The sequence below is a fragment of the Streptosporangium sp. NPDC051022 genome (assembly GCF_040683035.1).
In the GTDB taxonomy this organism is placed as follows: domain Bacteria; phylum Actinomycetota; class Actinomycetes; order Streptosporangiales; family Streptosporangiaceae; genus Streptosporangium.
This window is the reverse complement of record NZ_JBFBCF010000019.1, coordinates 1-24358: the sequence shown is the minus strand read 5'-3', so window position 1 is coordinate 24358 and position 24358 is coordinate 1. Positions and strand designations below refer to the sequence as shown.

The 24358-nt window shown below is 72.0% G+C and carries 18 protein-coding genes; 7 read left to right on the top strand and 11 right to left on the bottom strand.

Annotated features, from left to right (window positions below; all coding sequences use genetic code 11):
* Window positions 1-62: 62 nt before the first annotated feature.
* Entirely contained in the window at window positions 63-1151 is a 1089-nt protein-coding gene (locus AB0N02_RS27595; protein WP_363952220.1) for a winged helix DNA-binding domain-containing protein, read from the top strand.
* Here AB0N02_RS27595 and AB0N02_RS27590 read toward each other — a convergent pair.
* The 5 genes from AB0N02_RS27590 to AB0N02_RS27570 form a co-directional block, all read right to left on the bottom strand.
* On the bottom strand, window positions 1148-2017 hold the full coding sequence (locus AB0N02_RS27590; RefSeq protein WP_363952217.1) for a biotin-dependent carboxyltransferase family protein: 870 nt from the start codon (window positions 2015-2017) through the stop codon (window positions 1148-1150). The two genes, AB0N02_RS27595 and AB0N02_RS27590, sit on opposite strands and share 4 nt — an antisense overlap.
* The gene (locus tag AB0N02_RS27585; RefSeq protein WP_363952215.1) at window positions 2014-2637 is read right to left on the bottom strand and encodes an allophanate hydrolase subunit 1; all 624 of its coding nucleotides are present in this window, start codon (window positions 2635-2637) and stop codon (window positions 2014-2016) included. Before AB0N02_RS27585 ends, AB0N02_RS27590 begins: the two co-directional genes overlap by 4 nt.
* Window positions 2638-2902: 265 nt before the next feature.
* Window positions 2903-3658, bottom strand: a complete 756-nt coding sequence (locus AB0N02_RS27580; protein WP_363952213.1) for a 5-oxoprolinase subunit PxpA — start codon at window positions 3656-3658, stop codon at window positions 2903-2905.
* A 7-nt stretch (window positions 3659-3665) separates the two neighbouring features.
* On the bottom strand, window positions 3666-5240 hold the full coding sequence (locus AB0N02_RS27575) for a hypothetical protein (RefSeq protein WP_363952211.1): 1575 nt from the start codon (window positions 5238-5240) through the stop codon (window positions 3666-3668).
* 131 nt (window positions 5241-5371) lie between these two features.
* Window positions 5372-5614, bottom strand: a complete 243-nt coding sequence (locus AB0N02_RS27570; protein WP_363952209.1) for a hypothetical protein — start codon at window positions 5612-5614, stop codon at window positions 5372-5374.
* Between the two features lie 608 nt (window positions 5615-6222).
* On the opposite strand from AB0N02_RS27570, the gene AB0N02_RS27565 reads away from it, so the two are divergent.
* Both AB0N02_RS27565 and AB0N02_RS27560 read left to right on the top strand, forming a co-directional pair.
* Window positions 6223-8316 carry a SpoIIE family protein phosphatase gene (locus AB0N02_RS27565; RefSeq protein ID WP_363952207.1) on the top strand — a complete coding sequence of 698 codons (2094 nt, stop codon included), beginning with the start codon at window positions 6223-6225 and terminating at the stop codon, window positions 8314-8316.
* Between the two features lie 241 nt (window positions 8317-8557).
* Window positions 8558-10204, top strand: a complete 1647-nt coding sequence (locus AB0N02_RS27560) for an RNA polymerase sigma factor (RefSeq protein ID WP_363952204.1) — start codon at window positions 8558-8560, stop codon at window positions 10202-10204.
* Window positions 10205-10521: 317 nt separating this feature from the next.
* Here the strand turns inward: AB0N02_RS27560 and AB0N02_RS27555 are convergent, their stop codons facing one another.
* Together AB0N02_RS27555 and AB0N02_RS27550 are read right to left on the bottom strand one after the other, a co-directional pair.
* Entirely contained in the window at window positions 10522-11262 is a 741-nt protein-coding gene (locus tag AB0N02_RS27555; RefSeq protein ID WP_363952202.1) for a peroxide stress protein YaaA, read from the bottom strand.
* 363 nt (window positions 11263-11625) lie between these two features.
* A complete protein-coding gene (locus tag AB0N02_RS27550; protein WP_363952200.1) occupies window positions 11626-11856 on the bottom strand; it encodes a hypothetical protein in 231 nt (76 codons plus the stop codon).
* Between the two features lie 238 nt (window positions 11857-12094).
* Here AB0N02_RS27550 and AB0N02_RS27545 point away from each other — a divergent pair, with 238 nt between their 5' ends.
* Window positions 12095-14167, top strand: coding sequence for a DNA topoisomerase IV subunit B (locus AB0N02_RS27545; RefSeq protein WP_363952198.1), 2073 nt, complete (start codon window positions 12095-12097; stop codon window positions 14165-14167).
* Between the two features lie 457 nt (window positions 14168-14624).
* Here AB0N02_RS27545 and AB0N02_RS27540 read toward each other — a convergent pair whose 3' ends face one another.
* Window positions 14625-15119, bottom strand: a complete 495-nt coding sequence (locus tag AB0N02_RS27540; protein ID WP_363952195.1) for a carbonic anhydrase — start codon at window positions 15117-15119, stop codon at window positions 14625-14627.
* A gap of 166 nt (window positions 15120-15285) precedes the next feature.
* On the opposite strand from AB0N02_RS27540, the gene AB0N02_RS27535 reads away from it, so the two are divergent.
* The gene (locus tag AB0N02_RS27535) at window positions 15286-15603 is read left to right on the top strand and encodes a hypothetical protein (RefSeq protein WP_363952192.1); all 318 of its coding nucleotides are present in this window, start codon (window positions 15286-15288) and stop codon (window positions 15601-15603) included.
* 187 nt (window positions 15604-15790) lie between these two features.
* Window positions 15791-16153, top strand: a complete 363-nt coding sequence (locus AB0N02_RS27530) for a VOC family protein (protein WP_363952189.1) — start codon at window positions 15791-15793, stop codon at window positions 16151-16153.
* 602 nt (window positions 16154-16755) lie between these two features.
* Here the strand turns inward: AB0N02_RS27530 and AB0N02_RS27525 are convergent.
* The 3 genes from AB0N02_RS27525 to AB0N02_RS27515 form a co-directional block, all read right to left on the bottom strand.
* Window positions 16756-19275 (bottom strand): DNA topoisomerase IV subunit A, encoded by a 2520-nt coding sequence (locus AB0N02_RS27525; protein ID WP_363952186.1) that lies wholly within the window; start codon window positions 19273-19275, stop codon window positions 16756-16758.
* A gap of 332 nt (window positions 19276-19607) precedes the next feature.
* Window positions 19608-20249, bottom strand: coding sequence for a GNAT family N-acetyltransferase (locus tag AB0N02_RS27520; protein WP_363952184.1), 642 nt, complete (start codon window positions 20247-20249; stop codon window positions 19608-19610).
* Window positions 20250-20348: 99 nt separating this feature from the next.
* The gene (locus tag AB0N02_RS27515) at window positions 20349-21986 is read right to left on the bottom strand and encodes a SulP family inorganic anion transporter (RefSeq protein ID WP_363952181.1); all 1638 of its coding nucleotides are present in this window, start codon (window positions 21984-21986) and stop codon (window positions 20349-20351) included.
* Between the two features lie 210 nt (window positions 21987-22196).
* On the opposite strand from AB0N02_RS27515, the gene AB0N02_RS27510 reads away from it, so the two are divergent.
* Window positions 22197-24266 carry a RecQ family ATP-dependent DNA helicase gene (locus tag AB0N02_RS27510; protein WP_363952559.1) on the top strand — a complete coding sequence of 690 codons (2070 nt, stop codon included), beginning with the start codon at window positions 22197-22199 and terminating at the stop codon, window positions 24264-24266.
* The last annotated feature ends 92 nt before the right edge of the window (window positions 24267-24358 follow it).

Sequence of the window (24358 nt, the reverse complement as noted above, 5' to 3'; positions counted from 1 at the left end):
CTGGAGATCTCCGGAGGTCCCCCGCCCCGGTTCTGTCGGTGCGAGGGTGTAGAAGCCATGGCATGGTTGTTTCCGTCACCTGGCCCCAGGTGCTCGCATGGCGGTTGAAGAGGCAGTTCGTCGATCCGGCCGCGGGCCCGGACGCCCTGTCCGTGGTCCGGCGCCTGGCCGGGGTGCAGGCCCAGGTGGCCTCCTCGGCCGCGCTCGCGGTGGCCGTACGGCGCGCCGCGCCACGCCCCCGCGAGGTCGACACCGCCCTGTGGACCGACCGCACCCTGGTCAAGACCTGGAGGGTCCGCGGCACCCTGCACCTGGTCCCCTCCGACGAGCTGTCCTTCCACACCGCGGTCCTCGGCTCCTTCCGCGGCTGGGACAGGGCCTCCTGGCAGCGCGGCCACGGGGTGACCGCCGCCGAGGTCGCGGCCATCCTCGACGCGGTCCCCAAGGCGCTCGAAGGGCGCGCGCTGACCCGCGAGGAGCTGGTCGAGGCCGTCATCGAGGTCACCGGTGACGCTCACCTGCGGCAGGCGCTGACGTCGGGCTGGGGCGCCCTGCTCAAGCCGCTGAGCTTCCTCGGCGAGCTCTGCTACGGGCCGCCGCGCGAGGGCCGGGTGACCTTCGTCAGCCCCCGCGACTGGGTGCCGGACCTGCCCGGGACGCCGCCCTCCGCCGACGAGGGCGGCAGGCACCTCGTCCGGGCCTTTCTCGGCGCCCACGGCCCAGGCACCCCCGAGACCTTCGACACCTGGCTCTACCGGGGCGCCGCCCGCAAGGCGGCCCTGCGCGGCTGGTTCCGCGACCTGACCCCCGAGCTGGCGGAGGTCGAGGTCGAGGGCGGCCCGATGGTCGTGCTCGCCGAGCACCTGGACGACCTGGCCGCCACCGGGCCCGCGACCGGCGTCCACCTCCTGCCCGGCTTCGACCAGTACATCCTCGGCGCCCCCCGTGACCTCGAACCTCTCCTGCCCCGGCAGACCAGGGCGAAGGTCAGCCGGGCCGCGGGCTGGATCTCCCCGGTCGTGATCCACCGGGGCCGAGTCGCCGGGGTCTGGGAGGCGAAGAACGGCCGGATCACCTTCGACCTCATGGAGGACGTCCCGTCCACCGCCCTGGCCGAGGAGGCCGAGCGGGTCACCTGGCTGCTGCGTTAGGGCGCGGGACGCCGGAGGCGGAAACGGACCGGGTCGCCGGGGCGCAGCTGGGCGGCCGCGGCGAGAGCGGCCGAGGTGAGCACGGCGATGACCGGATATCCCCCCGTCGGCGGGTGGTCGGCGAGAAACAGGATCGGCTGCCCGTCCGGCGGCACCTGGACGGCCCCGGCGACCACGCCCTCGCTGGGCAGCTCCGCGTCGCGGGCCCGCTCTAGGCGTGGGCCGTTCAGCCGCACACCGACCCGGTTGCTGTCCTGGCTCACCCGGTACGGCTGCGCGCACAGCCCGGCCAGCGCACCGGGGACGAACCAGTCGTCCCGGGGGCCGGGAAGGGCCCACAGGACGTCCGGCGGTGCCGCGGGGGGCGCCGCGTCCACGGTGAGGGGAGGCAGGTCGTGGACCGGCCCCACCGGCAGGACGGCGCCCGCGCGCAGTACGGGCGGGCCGAGGCCGCAGAGCGAGTCGGTCGAGCGGCTGCCCAGGACGACGGGCGTGTCGAGGCCGCCGCGGACCGCGACGTAGGTCCGCAGCCCCGCCGCGGGGATCGCCACCCGCAGCTCGCCGCCCGCCGCCACCCAGAACGGGGCGCGCATCCCCCGCGGCAGGCTCCGGCCGCGCACGGCGACCACCAGCGGGCAGTCGGCCCCCGTGACGGCGACCCAGGCGCCGGTGACGAAGCGGAGCGCGGCACCGCCGAAGGTCAGCTCGATCCCGGCGGCGCCCTCGGGGTTGCCCACCAGCCGGTTGGCCAGCCGCAGGCTCGGCGCGTCCGCCGCCCCCGAGTGCGGCACGCCGAGGTGGGCGTAACCGGGGCGGCCGAGATCCTGCACGGTGGCGTACGGCCCGGGCGCGATGACCTCGATCATGGAGCGGCGATCGCCTCGAACCTGACCCGTGTGCCCGGCGTGAGCAGGGCGGGCGGGTCGGCGGCCACGTCCCACACGGTCAGGGGGGAGCGGCCGAGCAGCCGCCAGCCGCCCGGGGAGGCCGACGGGTAGACGGCCGAGTAGGGTCCCGCGATCGCGACGGACCCCGCGGGCACCGAGGTCCTCGGCGTGGCGAGCCGCGGCACGTGCAGCGCCGGATCCAGCCCCGTGAGGTAGGCGAATCCCGGGGCGAACCCCAGCCAGCCGGCCACGAGCTCCCGCCCGGTGTGCCGCTCGACCACCTCCGCCGGGGACAGCCCGGTCAGAGCGGCCACGTCGTCGAGGTCGGCCCCGTCGTAGACCACCGGGACCGTCACGGTCGCGGTGGGGGCGAGACCGCCGGGGGCGGGCAGGCGGGCCGCCTCCAGCAGCTGGGAGAGCCGGGAGCGCAGCGGGGCGAGGTCGGTGCCCGGTGCGCTCACCAGGACGGCCGCGGGACCGGGCACGATCTCGGTCACACCGGCCGGGCGGGCGGCCCGGAGCAGGGCGTCGAGCCGGTGGGAGACCTCCAGTGATCCGGTCTCGACCAGCAGCGCGTGCTCTCCGGCCAGGCGGATCACGATCCGCACCTCACGCCGGATTCCCCGGTGTCCCCGGTGTCCCCGGACGCCACGGTCTCCCAACGGTCGTTCACGGTGTTCCCGGGATTCGCCCGGCGGGGGTCGCCATGGTGATCGGGCCGGCGACGACCGAGCCGGCATCGCGGGACCGCCCCGGGGCATGGGGTGGCGGCGCGGGGAGCCCGCCGGCCGCCGGGCGGGGCCGTGAGCCGCGAACCACCCGGTTTCGGCCGGGAATCCCGGTCCCTTCGGGGGCGGGAGGACGTCAAGTGAAGGCCTTCAGCGTCACCCCGGCCGCGATCAGGCCGTCACGCACGGCCCGCGCCAGCAGTACGGCGCCGGGGGTGTCGCCGTGCACGCAGATGGAGCGCGCGTTCAGCGTGATCTCGGACCCGTCGATCGCGGTCACCGTCCCGGTGGTCGCCATGCGCACGGCCCTGGCCGCGACCTCGACCGGGTCGTGCAGCACCGCGTCGGGGGAGCGGCGGGAGACGAGGGCGCCCGAGGGGGTGTAGGCGCGGTCGGCGAAGGCCTCGGTGACGGTGGTGAGTCCCTCGCGGGCGGCGATCTCGTGGACGACCGAGCTGGGCAGGCTCAGCAGCGGCAGCCCCTCGTCGTGGTCGGCGACGGCCGCCACGACGGCCTCGGCCTGCTCGGGGTCGCGGCAGATCCGGTTGTAGAGCGCGCCGTGCGGCTTGACGTAGGAGACCCGGCCCCCCATCGCCCTGGCGATGCCGTCCACCGCGGACAACTGGTAGAGGACCTCGGCGCAGAGCTCCTCGGGATCGACGTCCATCTCGCGGCGCCCGAACCCGGCCAGGTCCCGGTAGGACACCTGGGCGCCGATCGCCACCCCCCGGTCGACCGCGGCCGTGCAGGTGCGGCGGATGGTCAGCGGGTCGCCCGCGTGGAATCCGCAGGCGATGTTCGCGCTGGTCACCAGGCCGAGCAGGGCCTCGTCGTCCCCCAGTCGCCAGATGCCGAAGCCTTCCCCCAGATCGGCGTTGAGATCGATCAGCATGGCTCACCTACATCGGAGGCTCGTCGGGAATGTCGGCGATGTCATCGAGGGCGACGGCCAGTTCCTCGGGGTCGTCGCCGATCCGCTCGGCGAGCTCGATCAGCACGTGCAGCACGTCGTGCCGGTCGTGCCCCAGGTCCAGCAGCCGCTGGGCGGCCTCCCACAGCTGCGGCGGGTCGCCCTCCCAGAGCCTGCCCGCGATCTCCTCGTGCCAGGCGAGGTGCTCGTCGTAGTCGGGCCGGTCCCGCTCGCCCGCGTGGTCGATGCCCAGCAGGATCCTGCGGTCGGCCTCGTCGGCGGGGTTGAGCAGGTCGAGCTTGATCTCGCCGTGTGTGCCCTGCAGGAACGGGAACGCGAAGACCCGCCGGGCCAGCGCGGACAGGTCCCCGTCGGGCAGCAGGCGCTCCAGCAGGTCGCGGTCCAGGCCGAAGGTCGTCGGGTCGCGGTAGGCCTCGGCGAACTTCGCCGTGGCCTCCCAGATGCCGTCGAGCGTGGCGCGCAGCCCCTCGTCGGCCAGCCCGTTGCGGCGCGCGGCGAAGCGGGCCCAGGCCCCCAGCACGTACGGCACCGCCTCTTGCTCGGCAGGGCTGAGCATCACCTTGCGCGGCAGCCAGTCGAGCAGGAACGTCTGGCACTTGGTCGGGCTGATCCGCAACGGCCTGCCGAAGTCCTGGTCGCAGCCGTAGTCGATGATGTGGTCGGCGCAGCGCGAGGCGGCCGAGGGGTCCGACAGGTGCTCGGCGGCGTCGGAGGAGAGGAACTCCGCGGCCAGCATCGCCCGGCGGTCGCGGCTGTAGGGCGCCTCGCTGTGCAGCGGGGCCGGGCGTTTGCGGCCGGGGGGCAGAGCCTTGATCCGGGAGCGCGCGAAGGCGTGGTAGGCGCTGTAGCTGTCGCTGACGGGCGCGCTCGTCCTGCGGTCGCCGTACTCCGCGGTGGCCTTCATGGCCGACTCCAGAAGCGCCCTGGCCTGCTGCGGCTCGATCTCCTCGAACCTGAGCATCGGGTTGGCCGCGGCCTCGGCCCTGGCCTGGTCGAGCAGTTTGTCCACGTGGGAGGAGACCCAGGTGTCGCGGGCGATCCCCCGCATGTTGTAGTCGACGACCATGACCAGCGCGTGCCGGTCCTCGTCGCTGTCGGTGCCCCGGTAGCCGAAGGTGCAGACCACGGTGTCCTGGTCGCCGTAGGCGTCGCGGGAGACGAAGCAGCCGGTCGGCTTGACGACGCCGAGGCGGTCGGCCCAGCGGGGCCTGGCCACCTGCCGCTCGATGAGCGCCAGCGCCGCCCCCTCGGCCTTGGCCGCCTGGCGCGCGGTGCCGAGGTAGGCCAGCGCGATCAGCAGGGTCAGCGCGGCCGGGGACCCCGCCTTGGCGGCGTAGTCGACCATGCCCTCGCCCAGCACCTGCTCGGCGTCCCCGCCCCGCAGGCGCCGCCTCCACCAGGCCCCGACCATGTCGGAGACCATGAGCTCGGCGTCCAGCGGGCTGCGCACGGCCAGCAGCTCCCGCGACGCGAGCAGCATCTCGGCGAACACCTCGTCGGGAGACCGGCTGTCACGCGGGTCTCGACGGTGCCGCCGGTTCAAGCCGCCTCCTCCGTCGGCCGAAGAGGCCCGGTGCCGTGCTGATTGGCTCGCTCGCCCTGCTCGCTCACGTCCCAACCTTCTCGCATTCCCGGGTCGAACAGTGCGTGGAACACGGCCCGGTGATCTCGATGTTACCGGGGACTTCGCGGTGGCGGCGCGGAGTTGACGAGGGCGAGCAGATGCTCGCGGGCGACGCGCTCGACCACCTCGGGTGTCGCCTCGATCCCCAGGTGCTCGGCGCAGGCCCGGACGTCGGCCACGCACCGGTCCACGGTGCCGAGGGGGACGGTCAGGAACTCGGCGGCCAGGCGGGCGCTCACCCGATCGTGGAGCGTCGGCGGGCCGCCGCTGAGGTGTGTGGCGAGAGCGGGCATGGCTGTCGCATTCCTCCGGTTTTCCGGGAGGAGACCCCCGGACGGACGGCGGGGACGTGCGTTCCCATTCCACAACTTATCGCCTGGGTGTCAACCCTCGGAGGGGCGTTGTGGAGCGATGTTTGCGCGGATGGGATGCGAGGTGAGGCGTGTCTTGACTGGATTTGTCGACAAGGTAGTCAGCGACTGTCCGCGAAGGGGGAGCCAAATCGGGAATGAGTCAGTAGCCTGATCTTCCTTGGGACGCTCGCGGAGACGAGGTGGGCAGTTGTCGGGACGGTCCGGCTTGATCCTGCTAGGGTCCTGGCCGCAAACGTTTGAAGGCGCCGGCGGCGGTCGTGCCGGTGTCTCGGGAGGGCGGAGACGGCGTCCGGCCCCGGTCGGCGCGGTCCGGCGAGGGCGGCGACTCCGCGAGGTGCGCGCAACGAACCCGGACCGGAGAGGCGCGCGCGGTGCGTTGACCGCATCATGGGCGGGGCTTCCGTCCGTGCCCGCCCATCGCCGATGATGTACTGCAGGATCCGGTCCCCCGGAGCTGCGCTACGCCAATTCGCAAGTTTGGAGATGTGCCTCGTGGGAGACCCTGGCACGCGACGGAGGTGCCGACCATGAGCGCCGAAACCTCCGTGCCCCGTCCCCGGAAGTCGGGTGTGGACATCTCGGACTCCGGCCTGTTGCAGGGCCTGCTGACACAGTCGCCGTTCGCGTTCGCGTTCTTCGACCCCGAGGGCCGCTTCCAGCGGGTCGACGAGGTCTTCGCCGGCGTCGTCGGCCTCCCCGCCGAGCGCCTGGTCGGCGGCGCCCCGCACGAGCTGCTCTCGGCCGATCTCACCGCGCTGGTCGAGGGCTCGGTCCGCGCGATCGTCGACGGGGCCGAGGTCGAGGGGGACCAGCGGATCAGGGTGCGCACCGCCGACGGGGAGACCCACCACTGGTCGCTCACGTTCTCGCCGGTCCACGACGAGGAGGGCGTCCTGCGCGCGGTCTGCCTGATCGGCGTGGACATCACCGAGAGCCGCCAGGTCGAGGAGGACCTGCGGCGCAGCGAGGAGCGCTACCGGTCGCTGGTCGAGGCGCAGTCCCAGCTCGTGTGGATCACCGCGCCCAACGGGGCCGTGCTGGAGGACGCCCCGCCGTGGCGTGCCATCACCGGCCAGGGGCTGGAGGAGTACCTCGCCCACGGCTGGCTGGACGCCGTCCACCCCGACGACCGCCAGCACACCGAGGAGGCGTGGCGCGAGGCGCTCCGCGGCCGGATCATGTTCGAGTGGAGCTACCGCGTCCGTACCAGGGTCAGCGGTTACCGCCACTTCGAGGTGCGCGCGGTCCCGATCATCCGGCACGGCCGGGTGGTCGAGTGGGTCGGTGCCAACACCGACGTCACCCCGCAGCGCGAGGCCGAGGAGATGCGCGGCAGGCTCACCGACCAGCTCGGCGCCGCGGCCCTGCGCACGGCGCGCCTGCAGGGCGCGACGGCCATGCTCGCCGAGGCGCTCACCGTCGAGCAGGTCGTCCAGGTCATCATCGACGTCGGCCGTACGGCCCTGGCCGCCGACCGCTCGGCCGTGGCGCTGCTCGACGTCGAGCGGGCCGCGCTGAAGCTGGTCAACAGCGGCGGCATCCCCGACGTCCCGGGCGCCCCGGGCGAGGAGATCCCGCTGGCGCACTCCAGCGTGATGACCATGGCGGTCAACAGCCGCCGCCCCGTCTTCGCCGAGTCGCCCGAGAGCCTGCGCGCCCAGCTCGTGGACGCCGGGGCCGAGGAGGAGGGGATCACGGGCTTCATCGCCCACAGCGACGAGCGGGCGTGGGTCGGCCTGCCGCTGCTGGCCGCGGGACGCGCGCTCGGCGCGCTGCGCTTCTCCTTCACCCGCCCCCAGAAGATCTCCCAGGAGGACGGCGTCTTCCTGGAGGCGCTCGCCGGGCAGTGCGCCCTGGCCGTCGAGCGGGCCACCCTCTTCGAACGCGAGCACCGCACCGCCGAGACGCTGCAGCGCAGCCTGCTGCCCGACCGGCTGCCGGTGGTGCGCGGCCTGGTGCTGGCCCAGCGGTTCCGCTCGGGAAGCCGTCACGTGCAGGTCGGCGGCGACTGGTACGACGCGTTCGTGCTGCAGGACGGCCGGGTCGCGGCGGTGGTCGGCGACGTCATGGGCAAGGGCGTCAAGGCCGCCGCGGGCATGGGCCGCATCCGCAACGCCATGCGGGCCCTGGCGCTGACCAATCCGCCGCCCGCGGCGGTGCTCACGGGCCTGGACAGGGTCTTCGAGGCGACGGAGGAGGAAGAGCAGGTCACCACCCTGGCCTACATGGTCGTGGAGCCCGGCACCGGAGAGGGCACACTGGCCCTGGCGGGCCACCCGCCGCCCCTGCTGGTCTCCCCGCAGGGCGTGCCGCTGCTGGTCGAGGGCGAGCCCGGCACTCCGCTCGGCTGGCCGACCAGCCGCCGGCAGTTCCGCTTCTGTGTCCCTCCGGGGCATACCGCGGTCCTGTATTCAGATGGTCTGGTGGAGAATCGGAAGCGTGGCTTGGATGCCGGTCTTGCCGATCTTTGCTCAGTTGTGACCGAAGCGCCGCCGGAAGTTGTTGGAAGTCCGCATATGTTGCTGGATTTCCTAGTTGACCGGATGCTGTCTGGGTATGAACAGGATGATGACGTCACGGTGCTCGCGATTCATGTTCCCCTGGCCACGAAGAGTGACTGAATGAAACAGTCATAACGGTTGCTTTCGGGTATCGGTGCCTCGCTTCCGTACGCACTACTCTCTTGGTCGGCCTAGGGTGGAGGGCAACCGCCAGGAGGCGGCCGTATGGATCACGGTGTCGTGCCACAATGCTGGACAGGTGCGTCGCGGTTTGCGCGGCCTCGTTCATCAACAACTAGAGGTTCCGCCCCTAGTGGGCACCTGGGTCCATTCTCGTCACGCTTTCCTTCGAGAGGTGTTCGTGTCGCCTGCAAGTTCGACTCGCTCGAAGCCATCCGAGCTGAACGAGCCCGTCATTCAGCAGCTGATGGAGCGGGGGCGCTCGCAGGGGTTCCTCGAGTCTGAGGATGTCCGCAAGGCCGTCGAGGAAGCGGACATTCCCATGGCGCAGGTCGCTGGAATCCTGCGCAGCCTCAGCAAAGAGGGCATCACCGTACGGCTGACCGCCGAGGACTCCGCGGGTCCCAAGAAGTCCCGGACCCCGGCCAAGCGCCGTACCCCCGCCGCTCCCGCCCCGGTCAAGAAGACGAAGACCGCCGCGGCGGCCAAGGAGCAGCCGGAGACCGTCACGGCGGTCGTCAGCGGCTCCGAGCCCGCCCCCGCGGCCAAGAAGCCGGCGCCCCCGGCCAAGAAGATCGCACCGTCCGCCAAGAAGCCGGTCCCCGCGCCGCCGAGGAAGACGGCGCCCGAGGCCGCCGCGCCCGCGCCCAAGGCCGCCGCGCCCAAGGCCGAGGCGAAGCCCAAGCAGGTCGTCGGCGACGACGAGGAGGTCATCGACCTCGAGGACGTCGAGATCGAGGACTTCGACCTCGAGGCCGAGGTCGAGGTGGAGATCGAGACCGAGATCGAGACCGAAGCCGAGACCGAGACCGACGACGAGCCCAAGGCCGAGGCCGTCGAGCAGAACGAGGACGAGGTCCTCATCCTGTCCGACGACGACGACGACGCCCCCGTGCCGCAGGTCGCCGCGGCCGGAGCGACCGCCGACCCGGTCAAGGACTACCTCAAGCAGATCGGCAAGGTCCCCCTGCTCAACGCCGAGCAGGAGGTCGAGCTGGCCAAGCGCATCGAGGCCGGCCTGTTCGCCGAGGAGCAGCTGGGCACCGACGGCGACCGGCTGCCGGTCGACGTCCGCGCCGAGCTGGAGTGGATCGCCGAGGACGGCCGCCGGGCCAAGAACCACCTGCTGGAGGCCAACCTGCGCCTGGTGGTCTCGCTGGCCAAGCGCTACACCGGCCGCGGCATGCTCTTCCTGGACCTGATCCAGGAGGGCAACCTGGGTCTGATCCGCGCGGTCGAGAAGTTCGACTACACCAAGGGCTACAAGTTCTCCACCTACGCCACCTGGTGGATCCGGCAGGCGATCACCCGCGCCATGGCCGACCAGGCGCGGACCATCCGCATCCCGGTCCACATGGTCGAAGTGATCAACAAGCTGGCCCGCGTGCAGCGGCAGATGCTCCAGGACCTCGGCCGCGAGCCCACTCCGGAGGAGCTGGCCCGCGAGCTCGACATGACCCCGGAGAAGGTCGTCGAGGTCCAGAAGTACGGCCGCGAGCCGATCTCCCTGCACACCCCGCTGGGTGAGGAGGGCGACAGCGAGTTCGGTGACCTCATCGAGGACTCCGAGGCGATCGTCCCGGCGGACGCCGTCAGCTTCACGCTCCTGCAGGAGCAGCTCCACTCCGTTCTGGACACTCTGTCCGAGCGCGAGGCGGGCGTGGTCTCGATGCGGTTCGGCCTCACCGACGGTCAGCCGAAGACGCTGGACGAGATCGGCAAGGTCTACGGGGTGACGCGCGAGCGCATCCGGCAGATCGAGTCCAAGACCATGTCCAAGCTGCGTCACCCGTCCAGGTCCCAGGTCCTGCGCGACTACCTGGACTGATCCGTCTCACGGTGAGGGGCCCGCACCCCGGGGGGGGGGGCCCCCCCCCACCCCCCGCTTTTCCGGCCCCCCCCCAGCGCCCCCGTGCCCGCCCGACACACCGTCCCAGCCTCGACCCGGGGGGGCGGCCCCCCCCCCCCGGGGTGCGGGCCCCTCACCGCCCGGAAGCCGCCAGGGCGGGTCGTTCCCGTCGTGGCGGCCTTCCTCGTTCCCGGGTCACCCCGTGGATTCCCGGGTCACGACCTTTCTCCGGGCCACACCGTGATCTCCGGACCGCACTGCGACCTTCCGGCTGACCCTCCGGGTGACCTTCCGGGTCACGCTGTGACGTCGATGGTCCACGGCCGGTTACCGCCGGGGGCCGGGCCGAGCGCGACGGCGTGGCCGAGGCTGTCCAGCACCTTGGCCAGTTCCTGCGGCGTCTGCGGATCCACGCCGCCCTCCAGCAGCGAGCGGGCGATCACGCCCCGGGTCGCCTTGGCCATGTGGCTGACGACCTTGCCGTCCTTGAGAACCCGCACCGCGACCGCCCGTCCTCCGGGCTGCCAGGCCGCGGCGTAGGTGCTGGAGCGCAGGTCGACGACCAGGCCGGACTCCCCGCCGAGCGCCGAGGTGACGGGCTTGCGCCAGTAGGCGCCCAGGCCGCCGAGCGGCGGCAGCTTCACCCCCATCGACAGCCGGTACGGCGGCACCCTGTCGGTGATTCTCAGCAGTCCCCACAGCCCGGAGAAGATCAGCAGGCTCTCCGCGGCCCGTTCGGCGGCGCCGGGGGAGAGGGTGGCCAGCCCGAGGTTGTCGTAGAGCACCCCGGTGTACAGCTCCGCGGCCGTCAGCGTGGGGGCCGTCCGCAGCTCCCGGTTCTTGCCGATCTCGCCGAGCTGGCCCGGCGACAGGCCGAGCACGGCCTGGGCCTGCGATTTCCTGGACAGCGCGACGAGCGCGCTCAGGACCTTCCTGCGGGAGGCGGTCAGGGACGGGAAGCTCAACCGGGACAGGTCGAGGGCGGGGCCGTCGCCCGACCCGGCCTTTCCCTCGGACGGTGGCAGCAGAATCAGCACAGTCGTCGAGCGTAACGCGGCCGCTCGGGCCGGGGCGTCCGTCGGCCACGATGGGGCCTCGGCGGACAGGACGTGAGAACACCGGGGCGAGGGGCCGCGGTGCGGGAGCCGCCGTCCGGCCGCGAAGACCGTCCGGCCGCGACCGCCACCCGGGCGGGAGCACCGCCGGGCGGAGAAGGGCGCGTGCCGGGCGGGAGGGCCGCCGGGCGGAGAACACCGCGTGCCCCGCTCCCATACGCACGGGGACAGGGCACGCGGCAGGGATATGTGGTTGTGGCGGAGTCGGGCCGCGGGCCCGTTCGCTCCGGGGAGCGGGAGGGCTTCGCGGGACCGGGCCGATGTCGCCATCGGGCCGGCCGACGCCTACCGTTCGTCGTTTTTGGCGGTTGAAGGGGTTTCGCTGAGGCGTGCCGACTCGTCCTGGATGTCGGCGCCCTTGTCTCTCAGCACGGCTATGTGCTGCCGCCCGTGGTGGGCGCAGAACAACAGCTCCCCACCTACGGGCAGGGTCGCGCGGATGTAAGCCTGGGCGCCGCACCGGTCACAGCGGTCCGTGGCCGTCAGCTGCTTGGCGGGGGCGAGAGTTCCAGTCACGTATCGCCTTTCAGGTCATCCCCTTGTGGAGGATCTGGCGTCAGTCACTTGAGACAACATCTAACCCGATGTGGACGTTCCCAACCGACCCCCGACTACGCCGAGAGCGGAAAGCGGCCGAAAGTAACGAGGATCACGCTCGGGGTAACGCTCCGGCGGCCCCGTGGGAAGCTGGTACCCGCCGCGGCGGGAAGAACGGTAAGCTGCGCACACGTGTTCGAGCAGAGTGGGAGTGGGTGTGACCGCAGTTAGCGCGGAGAAGGGCTATACGGCGCGCCATCTGTCGGTGCTTGAAGGTCTCGAAGCCGTCCGCAAGCGCCCGGGCATGTACATCGGATCGACCGACAGCCGCGGTCTCATGCACTGCCTGTGGGAGATCGTGGACAACGGGGTCGACGAGGCCCTGGCCGGTTACTGCACCCGCATCGAGGTCGAGCTGCACGCCGACGGTTCGATCGAGGTCCGTGACAACGGCCGTGGCATCCCCGTGGACGTCGAGCCCAAGAGCGGCCTGGCCGGAGTCGAGCTGGTCTACACCAAGCTGCACGCCGGAGGAAAGTTCGGCGGCGGCTCCTACGCCGCCTCGGGAGGCCTGCACGGCGTCGGCGCCTCCGTGGTGAACGCCCTGTCCTCCCGTCTCGACGTCGAGGTCGACCGCGACGGCCGGGTCCACGAGATCAGCTTCCGCAGGGGCGTTCCCGGCGTCTTCGACGGCGACGGGCCGACCGCCAAGTTCAAGAAGAAGTCCGGCCTGCGCGACGGCGGCCCGCTGGCCCGCGACGTCACCGGCACCCGCGTCCGCTTCTGGGTCGACTACCAGATCTTCCTGCCCGAGGCGGAGGTCTCCCTCGACGAGATCCACGTCCGGCTGCGCCAGACGGCCTTCCTGGTCCCCGGCCTGACCCTGGCCGTGCGCGACAGCCGCGGCGAGGAGCCCGCCGAGGAGGAGTTCTGCTTCGACGGCGGCATCTCGGAGTTCACCGAGTTCCTCGCCCGGGACGAGGCCCTCTGCGAGGTCCTGCGTCTGCAGGGCGTCGGTCACTTCCACGAGACCGTGCCGGTCCTCGACGACCTGGGGCACATGACGCCCACCCAGGTGCAGCGCGAGCTCACCGTGGACGTGGCGCTGCGCTGGGGCAAGGGCTACGACAGCACCGTCAGGTCCTTCGTCAACGTGATCGCGACCCCCAAGGGCGGCACCCACGTCAGCGGCCTGGAGCGGGCCCTGGTCCGCACGCTGAACGAGCTGCTCCGCGAGACCCGCCTGCTGAAGAACGGCGACGCCCCGGTCACCCGGGAGGACATCTTCGAGGGGCTCACCGGAGTCGTCACGGTCCGGGTGCCCGAGCCCCAGTTCGAGGGGCAGACCAAGGAGGTCCTCGGCACCTCGGCGGCCTCCCGCATCGTCGCCCACGTCGTCTCCCGCGACCTCAGGGAGATCTTCACCAACCCGCCGCGCGGCGCCAAGCAGCAGTTGCGCGCGGTGCTGGAGAAGATCGTCGCGGCGGCCAAGGCCCGTGTCGCCGCCCGTGAGCACCGCGACAACCAGCGGCGCAAGACCGCCCTGGAGAACTCGGCGCTCCCGGCCAAGCTGGTCGACTGCCGCAGCGACGACGTCGACCGCAGCGAGCTGTTCATCGTCGAGGGCGACTCGGCGCTGGGCACCGCCCGCGCGGCCCGCGACTCGGAGTTCCAGGCCCTGCTGCCGATCCGCGGCAAGATCCTGAACGTGCAGAAGGCGTCCGTCGCCGACATGCTCAAGAACGCCGAGTGCGCCGCGATCATCCAGGTCATCGGCGCCGGCTCGGGACGCTCCTTCGACATCGAGGCGGCCCGTTACGGCAAGGTCATCCTGATGGCCGACGCCGACGTCGACGGCGCGCACATCCGCTGCCTGCTGCTGACCCTCTTCCACCGCTACATGAGGCCGATGGTCGAGGCGGGCCGGGTCTTCGCCGCGGTCCCGCCGCTGCACCGGATCGAGATCACCAACCCCGGGCGTGGTCAGGGCAAGTACGTCTACTGCTACTCGGACGCCGAGCTGCACCGCGTCCTGCGAGACCTGGAGCGCCGGGGCAAGCGCTGGAAGGACCCCGTGCAGCGCTACAAGGGTCTGGGCGAGATGGACGCCGACCAGCTGGCGGAGACGACCATGGAGCCTCGCCACAGGACCCTGCGCCGGGTCAGGATCGAGGACATCCAGGAGGCCGAGCGCATCTTCGACCTTCTGATGGGCAGTGACGTGGCCCCTCGCCGGGAGTTCATCGTGGGCAGCGCGGCCGAGGTCGACCGCGACCACATCGACGCCTGAGGCCGTCCCCCGGATGCCGCCCGGCCGGGCGGCATCCGGCCGGGTTCACGACGCCCGTGGCGAGGGCGTCCCCGTCGGTCCCACGTGGGTCCACCCTCCCCGGCGGTCCGTCACCCGCTCCATCCCCCTCTCCCGGTTCCCGTTCTTCGAATGACGCCTCACACCGTGGACCTCGGCGCGGGCGGTTCACCCCCGTGCCCGAGGTGTGGTGACCGCGATCGGCCGGAGCGAGACGAGGAGCCGTCCGTCTCCGTGCCCGGGAGCGGCCCCGTCCCGCACCCCCGCCACGCAGAGCGGGGCGGGGGCGGTTCTTTCCCTCCGGAGAGCCGAAGGGCCGTGGTCCGGACCCGGCGGACGGACACGGCGAACGTCGCGCGGCCGTGTGCTCCGGCGCGGTTCGACGTCATCCAGCGGGTTCCTGCCCGGACACGGCCGGGTGGATCTCACAGGGGGGGTCTCACAGCTCGACGGGCATGATCTTTCCGGTCCGTACGTCGTAGACGGCGCCGCCGATGGCCAGGTTCGCGGGCAGGAACGGACTGGTCCTGATACGCGTCAGGTCGTGGCGCAGCGCCGCGCTCTGATCGGGAACGGTGTGGAACTCCAGGCTCCGAGTGTCGACGCCGTGCTCGGCCGCGAGCCTGTGCACGTCGTCGTCGGTGGCCTTCGCCATGCCGCAGTCGGTGTGCGGCATGACGAGAACCCGGTTCACCCCCAGCAGATAGACCGCGAGCACGAGCGTCCGCAGCACGTCGTCGGTCACCCGAGCGCCCGCATTGCGTAGGATCTTCGCGTCTCCGGCTTTCAACCCGAACAGCCCCAGCGGGTCGATCCTGGAGTCCATGCAGGTGACTACGGCAAGGCCGCGGGCCGCCCTGCCGGTCAGTGCGGAGTCGGTGAACGTGGCGGAGAACTCTTCGTTGGCGGCCAGAAGGTCGTCGAAGGGACTCACGCAAACACCTTTCGGTTGGCAGAAACGATGAATTAATAATTCCCTATACCCCTTTTATCGCTGCTCCCGGGGCCGCCGTCCCGGTCGACTTCAGGAAGATCCCACACCTCTCGCTCACCATGGGTGATGATGTCGTGACACAAAGTCCGGGAGCCTGGAGAGGGTCATGAGCAGGATCGAATCCCTGGCGGAATATCTGCGCGCCCAGGGCAGGCGGAAGCTGGATCGGGTGGAGAGCCGTGACGACGGCCGCAACGCCCGTTCGGCGCTCGCTCTGCTCGACGCGGCGGCCTACACCGAGTCGCTCGGCGACGACGACCCGCTCGTGGACGTCCTCGTGGAGGCCGGCTGCTTCGGTCCGCACGGTTTCGACGACTTCCAGCCCGGCGACCAGGTCGCGCGGCTTGTCCGCTCCTGGGAGAGCGGTGAGCCCTGGCAGCTGCTGATGGCGATCCGCTTCGCCCTCCAGGGCTCACTGGCCTGACCGTGACGCCCCGGCGACCGTGCCCGCCGGGGTGGGGTGGCGCCGGGAGGCGCGTCGTGCCCGCCGGGGCGGGGGTGTGGCGGGGGTGTTCTGTACGGCCCCGCTCGCCGCCGGACACCGTCGGCGTTGCCGAACGATTATGACACCTCCATAATCCCTATACCGGTGTTGAGATATGGAGGACACTATGGCAATCGCACGCATGCGGTCGGTCGTCATCGACTGCCCGGACCCGAAGAGCCTGGCCGACTTCTACAGCGCGCTTCTGGGCTGGCCGGTGACCTCGGTCGAGGACGACTGGGTGGTGGTCACCGACGGGCGGCCGGAGCGGCTCTGTTTCCAGCTGGCGGAGGACCACCGGCCGCCCGTCTGGCCCGATCCCGACAGGCCCCAGCAGTTCCATCTCGACTTCACCGTGGACGACATGGCGGAGGCCGAGGCGGCGGTGCTCGCGCTGGGCGCGGTCAAGCACGAGCACCAGCCGGGCCTGGACGACGGCTTCCGGGTCTTTCTCGACCCGGCAGGGCATCCGTTCTGCCTCTGCGTGTGAGGCTCCGCCGTTCCCGCGCCGCCGCCCGGGAGGCCGATCCGCCCCTCTCCGTCCCCCTCCGCACCTCGGTAGCGCGATGGCGTCACGCCTGCGGCGCCTAGCCTGCGGAGGTCGCGCTCCCGACGTCCTCCGGGCGGCTCGTTCCGCGCGGGAGGCCCCGCACCCTCCGCGTACGGGCTCGGTGCCGCCCCGCGGGCCCTGTAGCCCCGCCTGGGCGGGAAAACGTTCCCGTCGGTGATTTTCCGCCAGGCGACCTCCCGGGGGCTCCAGAAGCCCTCACGGCGCGTCCGTGAAGCCTGCCTCCGGAAGCGGTCGTGAGGAGGCGCGTCGCCGCCGAGCTCACCACCCGCCGCACGAAACGCCCGGCTCCGTCCGCTCGCACGAAACGCCTGGCTCCGCCCGTTCACGCGAAACGCTCGGCTGGAGGACTCCAGCCGAGCGTTCGGCCGTGCTGTTCGCGGCCCGACCGATCGGCCACGTGCCGCCCCGACCCCTCGGATCCGTCCCGTGGCCCCGGCCCGGCGGCGGGCCGAGACCGGTGCGGGACAGGCTCCCGTCGATGATCCGTGTGGCTCCGGGCGCCCCCGCGACGGAGCGGGAGGTCACTCGCCTTCCAGGGCCGCCTCGGCGGTGTCCCCCGGGGTGCCCGCGGCGGTGGCCGGAGCGCCGTCGGTGGCGCCGATGGCGCCGCCGATCGCCGCCACCGTGTGGGTGAGGCGGACGCCGGACCCGTCGCGACGGCCCAGCTCCTCCGGGAGCGGGACGGGCTTGCCGACGGTGGACACCGCGCGGGCCGGGCCGGGACCCGCCCACGCGAGCAGCAGGACGTCCTCGCCCTTGAGGAAACGCTGGACCCGGACGCCGCCGGTCGCGCGGCCCTTGGCCGGGTATTCGGCGTAGTCGGAGACCTTCGCGCCGCCGACCTGGGTGCCCGGCAGCGCGGTCGAGGAACCCGCGATCGTCACGACCCTGGACTCATGGGCCGGATCGACCACGCCGAACCAGATCACCTGGGCGCCGCCGTCCAGCCGGACGCCCGCCATGCCGCCGGCGGGACGGCCCTGGGGACGGACGCTGGAGGCCGGATAACGCAGCAGCTGCGCGTCGGAGGTGATGAAGACCAGATCGTGGGTCTCCGCGGTCAGCTCGACCGCTCCGAGCACGGTGTCGCCCTCCTTGAGCCCGATGACCTCGAAGTCGTCGCGGTTGGCGGGGTAGTCGGGGACGACCCGCTTGACCACGCCCTGCGCGGTCCCCAGCGCCAGGCCCGGCCCGTCGGGATCCAGCGAACCGAGGCCCACGACCGTCTCACCGGGGCTCAGGGTGACGTACTCGGAGACGGGGTGCCCGCCGGACAGCGTCGGCGGGTTGACCGAGGGAGGCAGCGTCGGCAGGTCGACGACCTGGATCCGGATCATCCTGCCGTGGTTGGTGACCACGCCGACCTCGCCCCTGACCGTGCTGCGCACCACCGAGACCAGCACGTCGTGGGCCGAACGCTCGCCGTGGCCCGCCAGCGGGGAGGCGTCGGACGTACGGGCCAGCAGGCCGGTCGAGGAGAGCAGCACCAGGCACGGGTCGTCGGCGACCTCCAGGGGCACCGAGGCGTTCCTGGTGACGCCGGAGGACTCCAGCAGGACCGTACGGCGAGGCGTGCCGAAGGTCTTGGAGACCTGGGCGAGCTCGTCCGAGACGACCTTGCGGAGCTTGTCCTCGGAGGACAGGATCGCGTTCAGCTCGGCGATCTCCCGCTCCAGGGTCTCCTTCTCCTTGTCGAGCTCCAGCTTGTCGAAGCGCGTCAGGCGGCGCAGGGGGGTGTCCAGGATGTAGTGGGCCTGGATCTCCGACAGCTCGAAGGTCTGCATCAGGCGCTCGCGGGCCTGGCCCGAGTCGTCGGAGGAACGGATGACCTGGATGACGTGGTCGATGTCGAGCAGGGCGATGAGGAGGCCCTCGACGAGGTGCAGGCGCTCCTCGCGCTTGCGCCTGCGGTACATGGAGCGGCGCCGGATCACGTCGATGCGGTGGTCGACGTAGACCTGGAGCAGCTCACGCAGGCCCAGCGTGCACGGCTGGCCGTCGACCAGCGCGACGTTGTTGATGCCGAAGGTCTCCTCCATCGGCGTCAGCCGGTAGAGCTCCTCCAGCACGGCCTCGGGGATGAAGCCGTTCTTGATCTCGATGACCAGGCGCAGGCCCTTGTGCCGGTCGCTGAGGTCCTTCAGGTCGGAGATGCCCTGGAGCTTCTTGGCGGTGACCAGCTCCCTGATCTTGGTGACCACCCGCTCCGGGCCGACGTTGAAGGGCAGCTCGGTGACGATGATGCCCTTGCGGCGGGGACTGACCTGCTCCACGGCGCACCTGGCGCGCATCCGGAAGGTGCCCCGGCCCTTGGCGTAGGCGTCGCGGATGCCGTCCAGGCCGATGATCGTGCCGCCGGTCGGCAGGTCGGGGCCCGGCACGAAGCGCATCAGGTCGTCGAGGGTGGCGTTCGGATGCTTGATCAGGTGGCGGGCGGCCGCGACGACCTCGACGAGGTTGTGCGGCGCCATGTTGGTCGCCATGCCGACCGCGATGCCGGTGGCGCCGTTGACCAGCAGGTTGGGGAAGGCCGACGGCATGACCGTGGGCTCGGTCTCCTGGCCGTCGTAGTTGGGCTTGAAGTCGACGGTGTCCTCGTCGATCGACTGCACCATCGACATGGCCGCGGCGGCCAGCCGGGCCTCGGTGTAGCGCATCGCGGCGGGCAGGTCGTCGGGGGAGCCGAAGTTGCCGTGCCCGTCGACCAGCGGCAGCCGCATCGAGAACGGCTGCGCCATGCGGACCAGCGCGTCGTAGATGGCCGTGTCGCCGTGCGGATGCAGCTTGCCCATCACGTCGCCGACGACCCGCGACGACTTCACGTGTCCCCGGTCGGGCCGCAGGCCCATCTCGCTCATGGAGTAGAGGATGCGGCGCTGGACGGGCTTGAGACCGTCCCTGGCGTCGGGCAGCGCCCGCTGGTAGATGACCGAGTAGGCGTATTCGAGGAAACTGGTGCGCATCTCGGCGGAGACGTCGATGTCGACGATCCGCTCCTCGAAGTCACCGTCAGTCGGGGGTGTGGTCGTCCGTCGAGCCATCTGATTTCCTGCGCGGGCGCCTCGGTTGTCCGGCCGAGGAAGAAGCGCATCCTCCTTTATTTGTCTTCGTTGGGTAACGGTAGCCTTCGGCCCGGTGTGGGAACCTCGGGCGGGTGTGCGAGGTTTCGGCGGGGCCCGCGCCGTTGACGAGACGGTGTCCGGTAGCGCGTGGTGACATGTCCCGTCCGGCCACGTGAGAGGCGCGAGATCACGAAGAGGCCTCCTCGGTGGTGGCGGGACCGGTCATCCACGGGCTCGGCCCCGATCGACGTGACCGTACATCGTGCGGAGGCTCGCCACCATACTCACCGCGCCCGACACTTCCCCGTCCTTCAGGCGGGATCCGCCGGGGAGCCGGGGGCGGAAGGACCTTGAACAGGGGTGCCGGGAAGGGAACGCGGTCCCGCGCCGGGCCAGGGGCCGGGACCCGGGCCCTCGTACTCGTCTCCCGGGACGTTGACCTTGGTGTCGTAGAGCCGGAAGCCCCGTGCCCGGTAGTTGGCGAGCGCGGCCGGGCCGTCCAGGGAACAGGTGTGCAGCCACACCCGCCGGGTCGCCTCCCGCTCCGGCCGGCGTTCGGCCAGGTCCCAGGCGCGGGCCGTGGCGACCTCCAGGAGACGGCCGCCCACGCCCTTGCCGATGGCCCAGGGCAGGAGGCCGAAGTCGCTGATCTCGACCGTCGCGTCGGCGCCGGGCATGAGCTCGGCGTAGCCGGCCGGGGTGCCCCGGTGGTAGGCCACCCAGGTCTCCACTCCGCGCTCCAGCCAGTCCGCCCACTGCCGCCAGGTCCACGGCAGCCGCTCGGTCCAGTTCCAGTCACCGCCGACCGCCGTGTACAGGAACCGGCTGAACTCGGGGGAGATCACTTCCGCGTGCACGATGTCGACCTCGATCGCCGGGGGCTTCGCCGCGAGCAGGTCGGAGCGCGAGGTCTGTTCGAGGTACCACGTTGTGACGTCCATAGTGAGATGCATCAAACCACGATGTGGAACCAGGACGGCCCGCTGACCGGCCACAAGCCGCCCCGGGGACGGCGTCCCGGCGGCGGGCGGGGGTGGGCGGATGTCCGGTGTTCAGGAGCCGGAGGCGCGATAGGCGGCGACGGCCGCCGCCACGCCCGGCTGTATCCGTCCCTCCGCGGACAGCCGCTCCCAGGCGTCCGTACGCCGGAGGATCTCCATGGGCTCCAGGCTCTCGAGGGCGACCCAGACGTCGAAGCCGTGCTGCTTCAGCGTGGTGTGGAGCTCGTCGGCGGCCGAGATCGCGGTGAGGTCCATGCCGGGCACGCCGGTCAGGTCGAGAAGTACCGCGCGCGGCCTGGGCGAGGCGGCCTCGACGAGATCCGTCACCCGCCCCGCGGCCCGGCGGGCGTTGGCGAAGTAGAGGCGGCTCTCGACCCGCACGATCAGCAGCCCGGGCTCCGTCTTGTCCGACGGGTGACGTTCGAGGTCGCGGTAGGCCCCCGTGGCCGGATCGCGGCCCAGCGGGTAGACGGCGGGATCGTCCACCTGGTGCAGCAGCATGAGCAGGGAGATCACGACGGCGGCCAGTACCCCCTGCATGATCCCGAACCCGACCGAGATCAGCATCGTGAGACAGGCGAGCACGAACTCGGGCCGCGTGGCCCGCCAGATCGCCGCCAGGCCGTGGACGTCGACCAGGCACACCGCGATGGTCAGGACGAGCCCGCCCAGCGCCGCCCTGGGCAGCGGGGCGAGCGCGGGGGCCAGGAAGAGCAGCACCACCGCCGTGCAGAGCGCGGTCACGATCTCGGCCGTCTGGCTGCGGGCCCCCGAGGCGTCGTTCATCTCGGTCTGCGTCATCCCGCCCGCCGCGGGATAGGCGCGGAAGAGGCCGCCCGCGGCGTTCGCCAGCCCGAGCGCGAGCAACTCCCTGTCGGTGTCGAGGGGCGGGTCGTCCGGATGCCGGAAGATCCTCGCCGCCGTGATCGACTCGACGAAGGCGAGCAGCGCCACCCCCAGGGCCATCGGGGCCAGCGCCCTGGCCAGCCCGAGATCGGGCAGGAGCGGCGTGGGCAGGCCGCCCGGCACCTCGCCGACCGTGGCGACGCCGCGCGAGGCCAGGTCCGTCAGGGCGCTGACCGCCGTGACGGCCACCATCGCGACCAGCGGGCCGGGAACGCGGGGAACCCGCCGCAACACGACGAGCAGCAGGATCGTCCCGCCCGACACGAGCATCGTGGGCGGGTGGGCCTCGTCCAGTTCCCCGAGCGCCGACAGCAGCCGGTCGAAGACCTTGTCCCCCTCGGTGCGGACGCCGATCACCGTGCCGAGCTGCCCGGCCACGATGGCCAGGCCGATGCCGCTCTTCACCCCGGTCATCACCGGCTCCGAGATGAAGTCGGCGAGGAACCCCAGCCTCAGGACGCCCGCCACCAGCAGCACCACCCCGGTCAGCACGGCCAGCGTGGCGGCGACCGTCGTCGGGACGCTTCCGGGGGGTGCCGCCACCACGGCCGCCGCCATCAGCGCGGACAGGGTCGAGGTGGTGCTGACCGACAGGGGACGGGAGGTTCCGGCCAGCGCGTAGGCGGCCATGGGGACGAGCGCGCAGTACAGTCCGGCCTGCACGGGCAGTTCGGCGATGGTGGCGTAGGCCGCGGCCTGCGGCAGGACGACGGCGGCCGTGGTGACCCCGGCCACCGCGTCGACGCGCAGCGTCCTCCGGTCCGGTAGGCGGATGATCGGCATGTGGCTGGGGCGCAGCCCTCCTCGCTGGTTCCCGGCCGGCCCGCTGGTCGCCGGCCGGTCACTCCACTGTGCTGGCGGTGCCCGCACGCGGCGCCGAAGCGTGCCCGATGGTTCGGTCAAGGTTCCGCCATCGGCGCCCGCGCCGGGCGGACGGAGCGGAGTGAAACAGTCGCCGGGACCTGGTACCAATGACCGGTGAGCGAAGAGCAGATGCTGCGGGAAGAGGCCGAGGAGCGGCTGCGGGCACTGGCGGGTGAGCACGCCCGGCTCCGCGAGGACCAGTGGGCGGCCATCAAGGCCCTGGTCATGGACCGCCGCCGGGTGCTCGTGGTCCAGCGGACCGGCTGGGGCAAGTCGGCGGTCTACTTCATCGCCACCGCGCTCCTGCGCGAGCTGGGGGAGGGGCCGACCGTCATCGTGTCGCCGCTGCTGGCGCTGATGCGCAACCAGATCGCCGCCGCCGAGCGGGCCGGGATCCACGCGGTCACGGTCAACTCGGCCAACCCCGAGGAGTGGGAGCAGGTCTACGGCCAGGTCGCCGACGGCATGGTCGACGTGCTCCTGGTCAGCCCCGAGCGGCTCAACAACCCCGAGTTCCGCGACCAGGTCCTGCCCGCGCTGGCCGAGAGCGCCGGTCTGATCGTGGTCGACGAGGCGCACTGCATCTCCGACTGGGGCCATGACTTCCGCCCCGACTACCGGCGGCTGCGCACCCTGTTCGAGGAGCTGCCCGAGGGCGTGCCGGTCCTGGCGACCACCGCGACGGCCAACGCCCGGGTCACCCACGACGTCGCCGAGCAGATGGGGGAGGAGACCCTCGTCCTGCGCGGGGCGCTGGAGCGCGAGAGCCTCCACCTGAACGTCGTACGGCTGCGCGGCGCCGAGCAGCGCCTGGCCTGGCTCGCCCAGACGCTCCACGAGCTGCCGGGCTCCGGGATCGTCTACACCCTCACCGTGGCCGCGGCCCAGGAGATCGCGGCCTACCTGCGCGAGCAGGGGCACGAGGTGGCCGCCTACTCCGGGCAGACCGAGCAGGCCGAACGGCTCGCCGCGGAGCAGGCCCTGCTCGACAACAAGATCAAGGCGCTGGTCGCCACCTCGGCGCTGGGCATGGGATACGACAAGCCCGACCTCGGATTCGTCGTCCACGTCGGCGCGCCGCAGTCGCCGGTCGCCTACTACCAGCAGGTCGGCAGGGCCGGACGCGGGGTCGAGCGCGCCGAGGTGATCCTGCTGCCCGGCGCGGAGGACCGGGAGATCTGGGCCTACTTCGCCTCACTGGCCTTCCCGCCCGAGCCGGTGGTCCGGACCGTGCTCGCCGCACTGCGGGAGGGCGGCGTGCTGTCGACCGCGGCCCTGGAGAACCGGGTCGACCTCAGCCGCAGCAGGCTGGAGACGATGCTCAAGGTCCTCGACGTGGACGGCGCGGTGCGCCGCGTCAAGGGCGGCTGGGAGGCCACCGGCGAGGAGTGGGGCTACGACGCGGGCCGCTACGCCCGGGTCGCCGCCGAACGCGAGGCCGAGCAGCAGGCCATGCTCGACTACCTCGACACCACGGGGTGCCGGGAGGAGTTCCTGCGCCGGCGTCTGGACGACGACACCGCCACGCCGTGCGGGCGCTGCGACAACTGCACCGGCGCGCACCGTTCGGCCGAGGTCGAAACGGAGGCGGTCGAGCGCGCGGCCGAGAGGCTGCGGCGGCCCGGAGTGGAGATCGAGGCGCGCAAACAGTGGCCGACCGGGCTGGCCGACCTCAAGGGCCGGATCAAGGCGGAGCTGGGCGCCGAGCCGGGCAGGGCCCTGGGACGCCTGACCGACATCGGCTGGGGCAACCGCCTGCGCGGGCTCCTGGCCGACGGGGCTCCCGACGGGCCGGTTCCCGACGACGTGTTCGCCGCCGTGGTCAAGGTGCTGTCGTCGTGGGAGTGGGAGCGGCGCCCGGTGGCCGTGGTCGCGGTCCCCTCCGCGACACGCCCCCAGCTCGTCCGGAGCCTGGCCGAACGGCTGGCCCAGGTGGGCCGCCTGTCCTATCTGGGGGATCTGGGATACCGGTCCGGCCCTCCGGGACGCCAGTTCAACAGCGCCCAGCGTGTCCAGGCCGTCCGCGCCACGCTCGCCATGCCCTCGGCCCTCGGCGAGGCCGTCGCCCAGGCGGGCGGCCCGGTCCTGCTGGTCGACGACCGTCTCGACACCGGCTGGACCCTGACCCTCGCCGCGGCCATGCTCCGTCACGCCGGGGCTCCGGCGGTGCTGCCCCTGACCCTCGCGGTCACCGCCTAGTAGGGCTTGGTTACCTTGGGTGGTGAGGGTGTGTCTCCCGTTCGGGGGTGACAGGGATGACACCACAAGAACTCGAGGCCGCACGCGAGCGG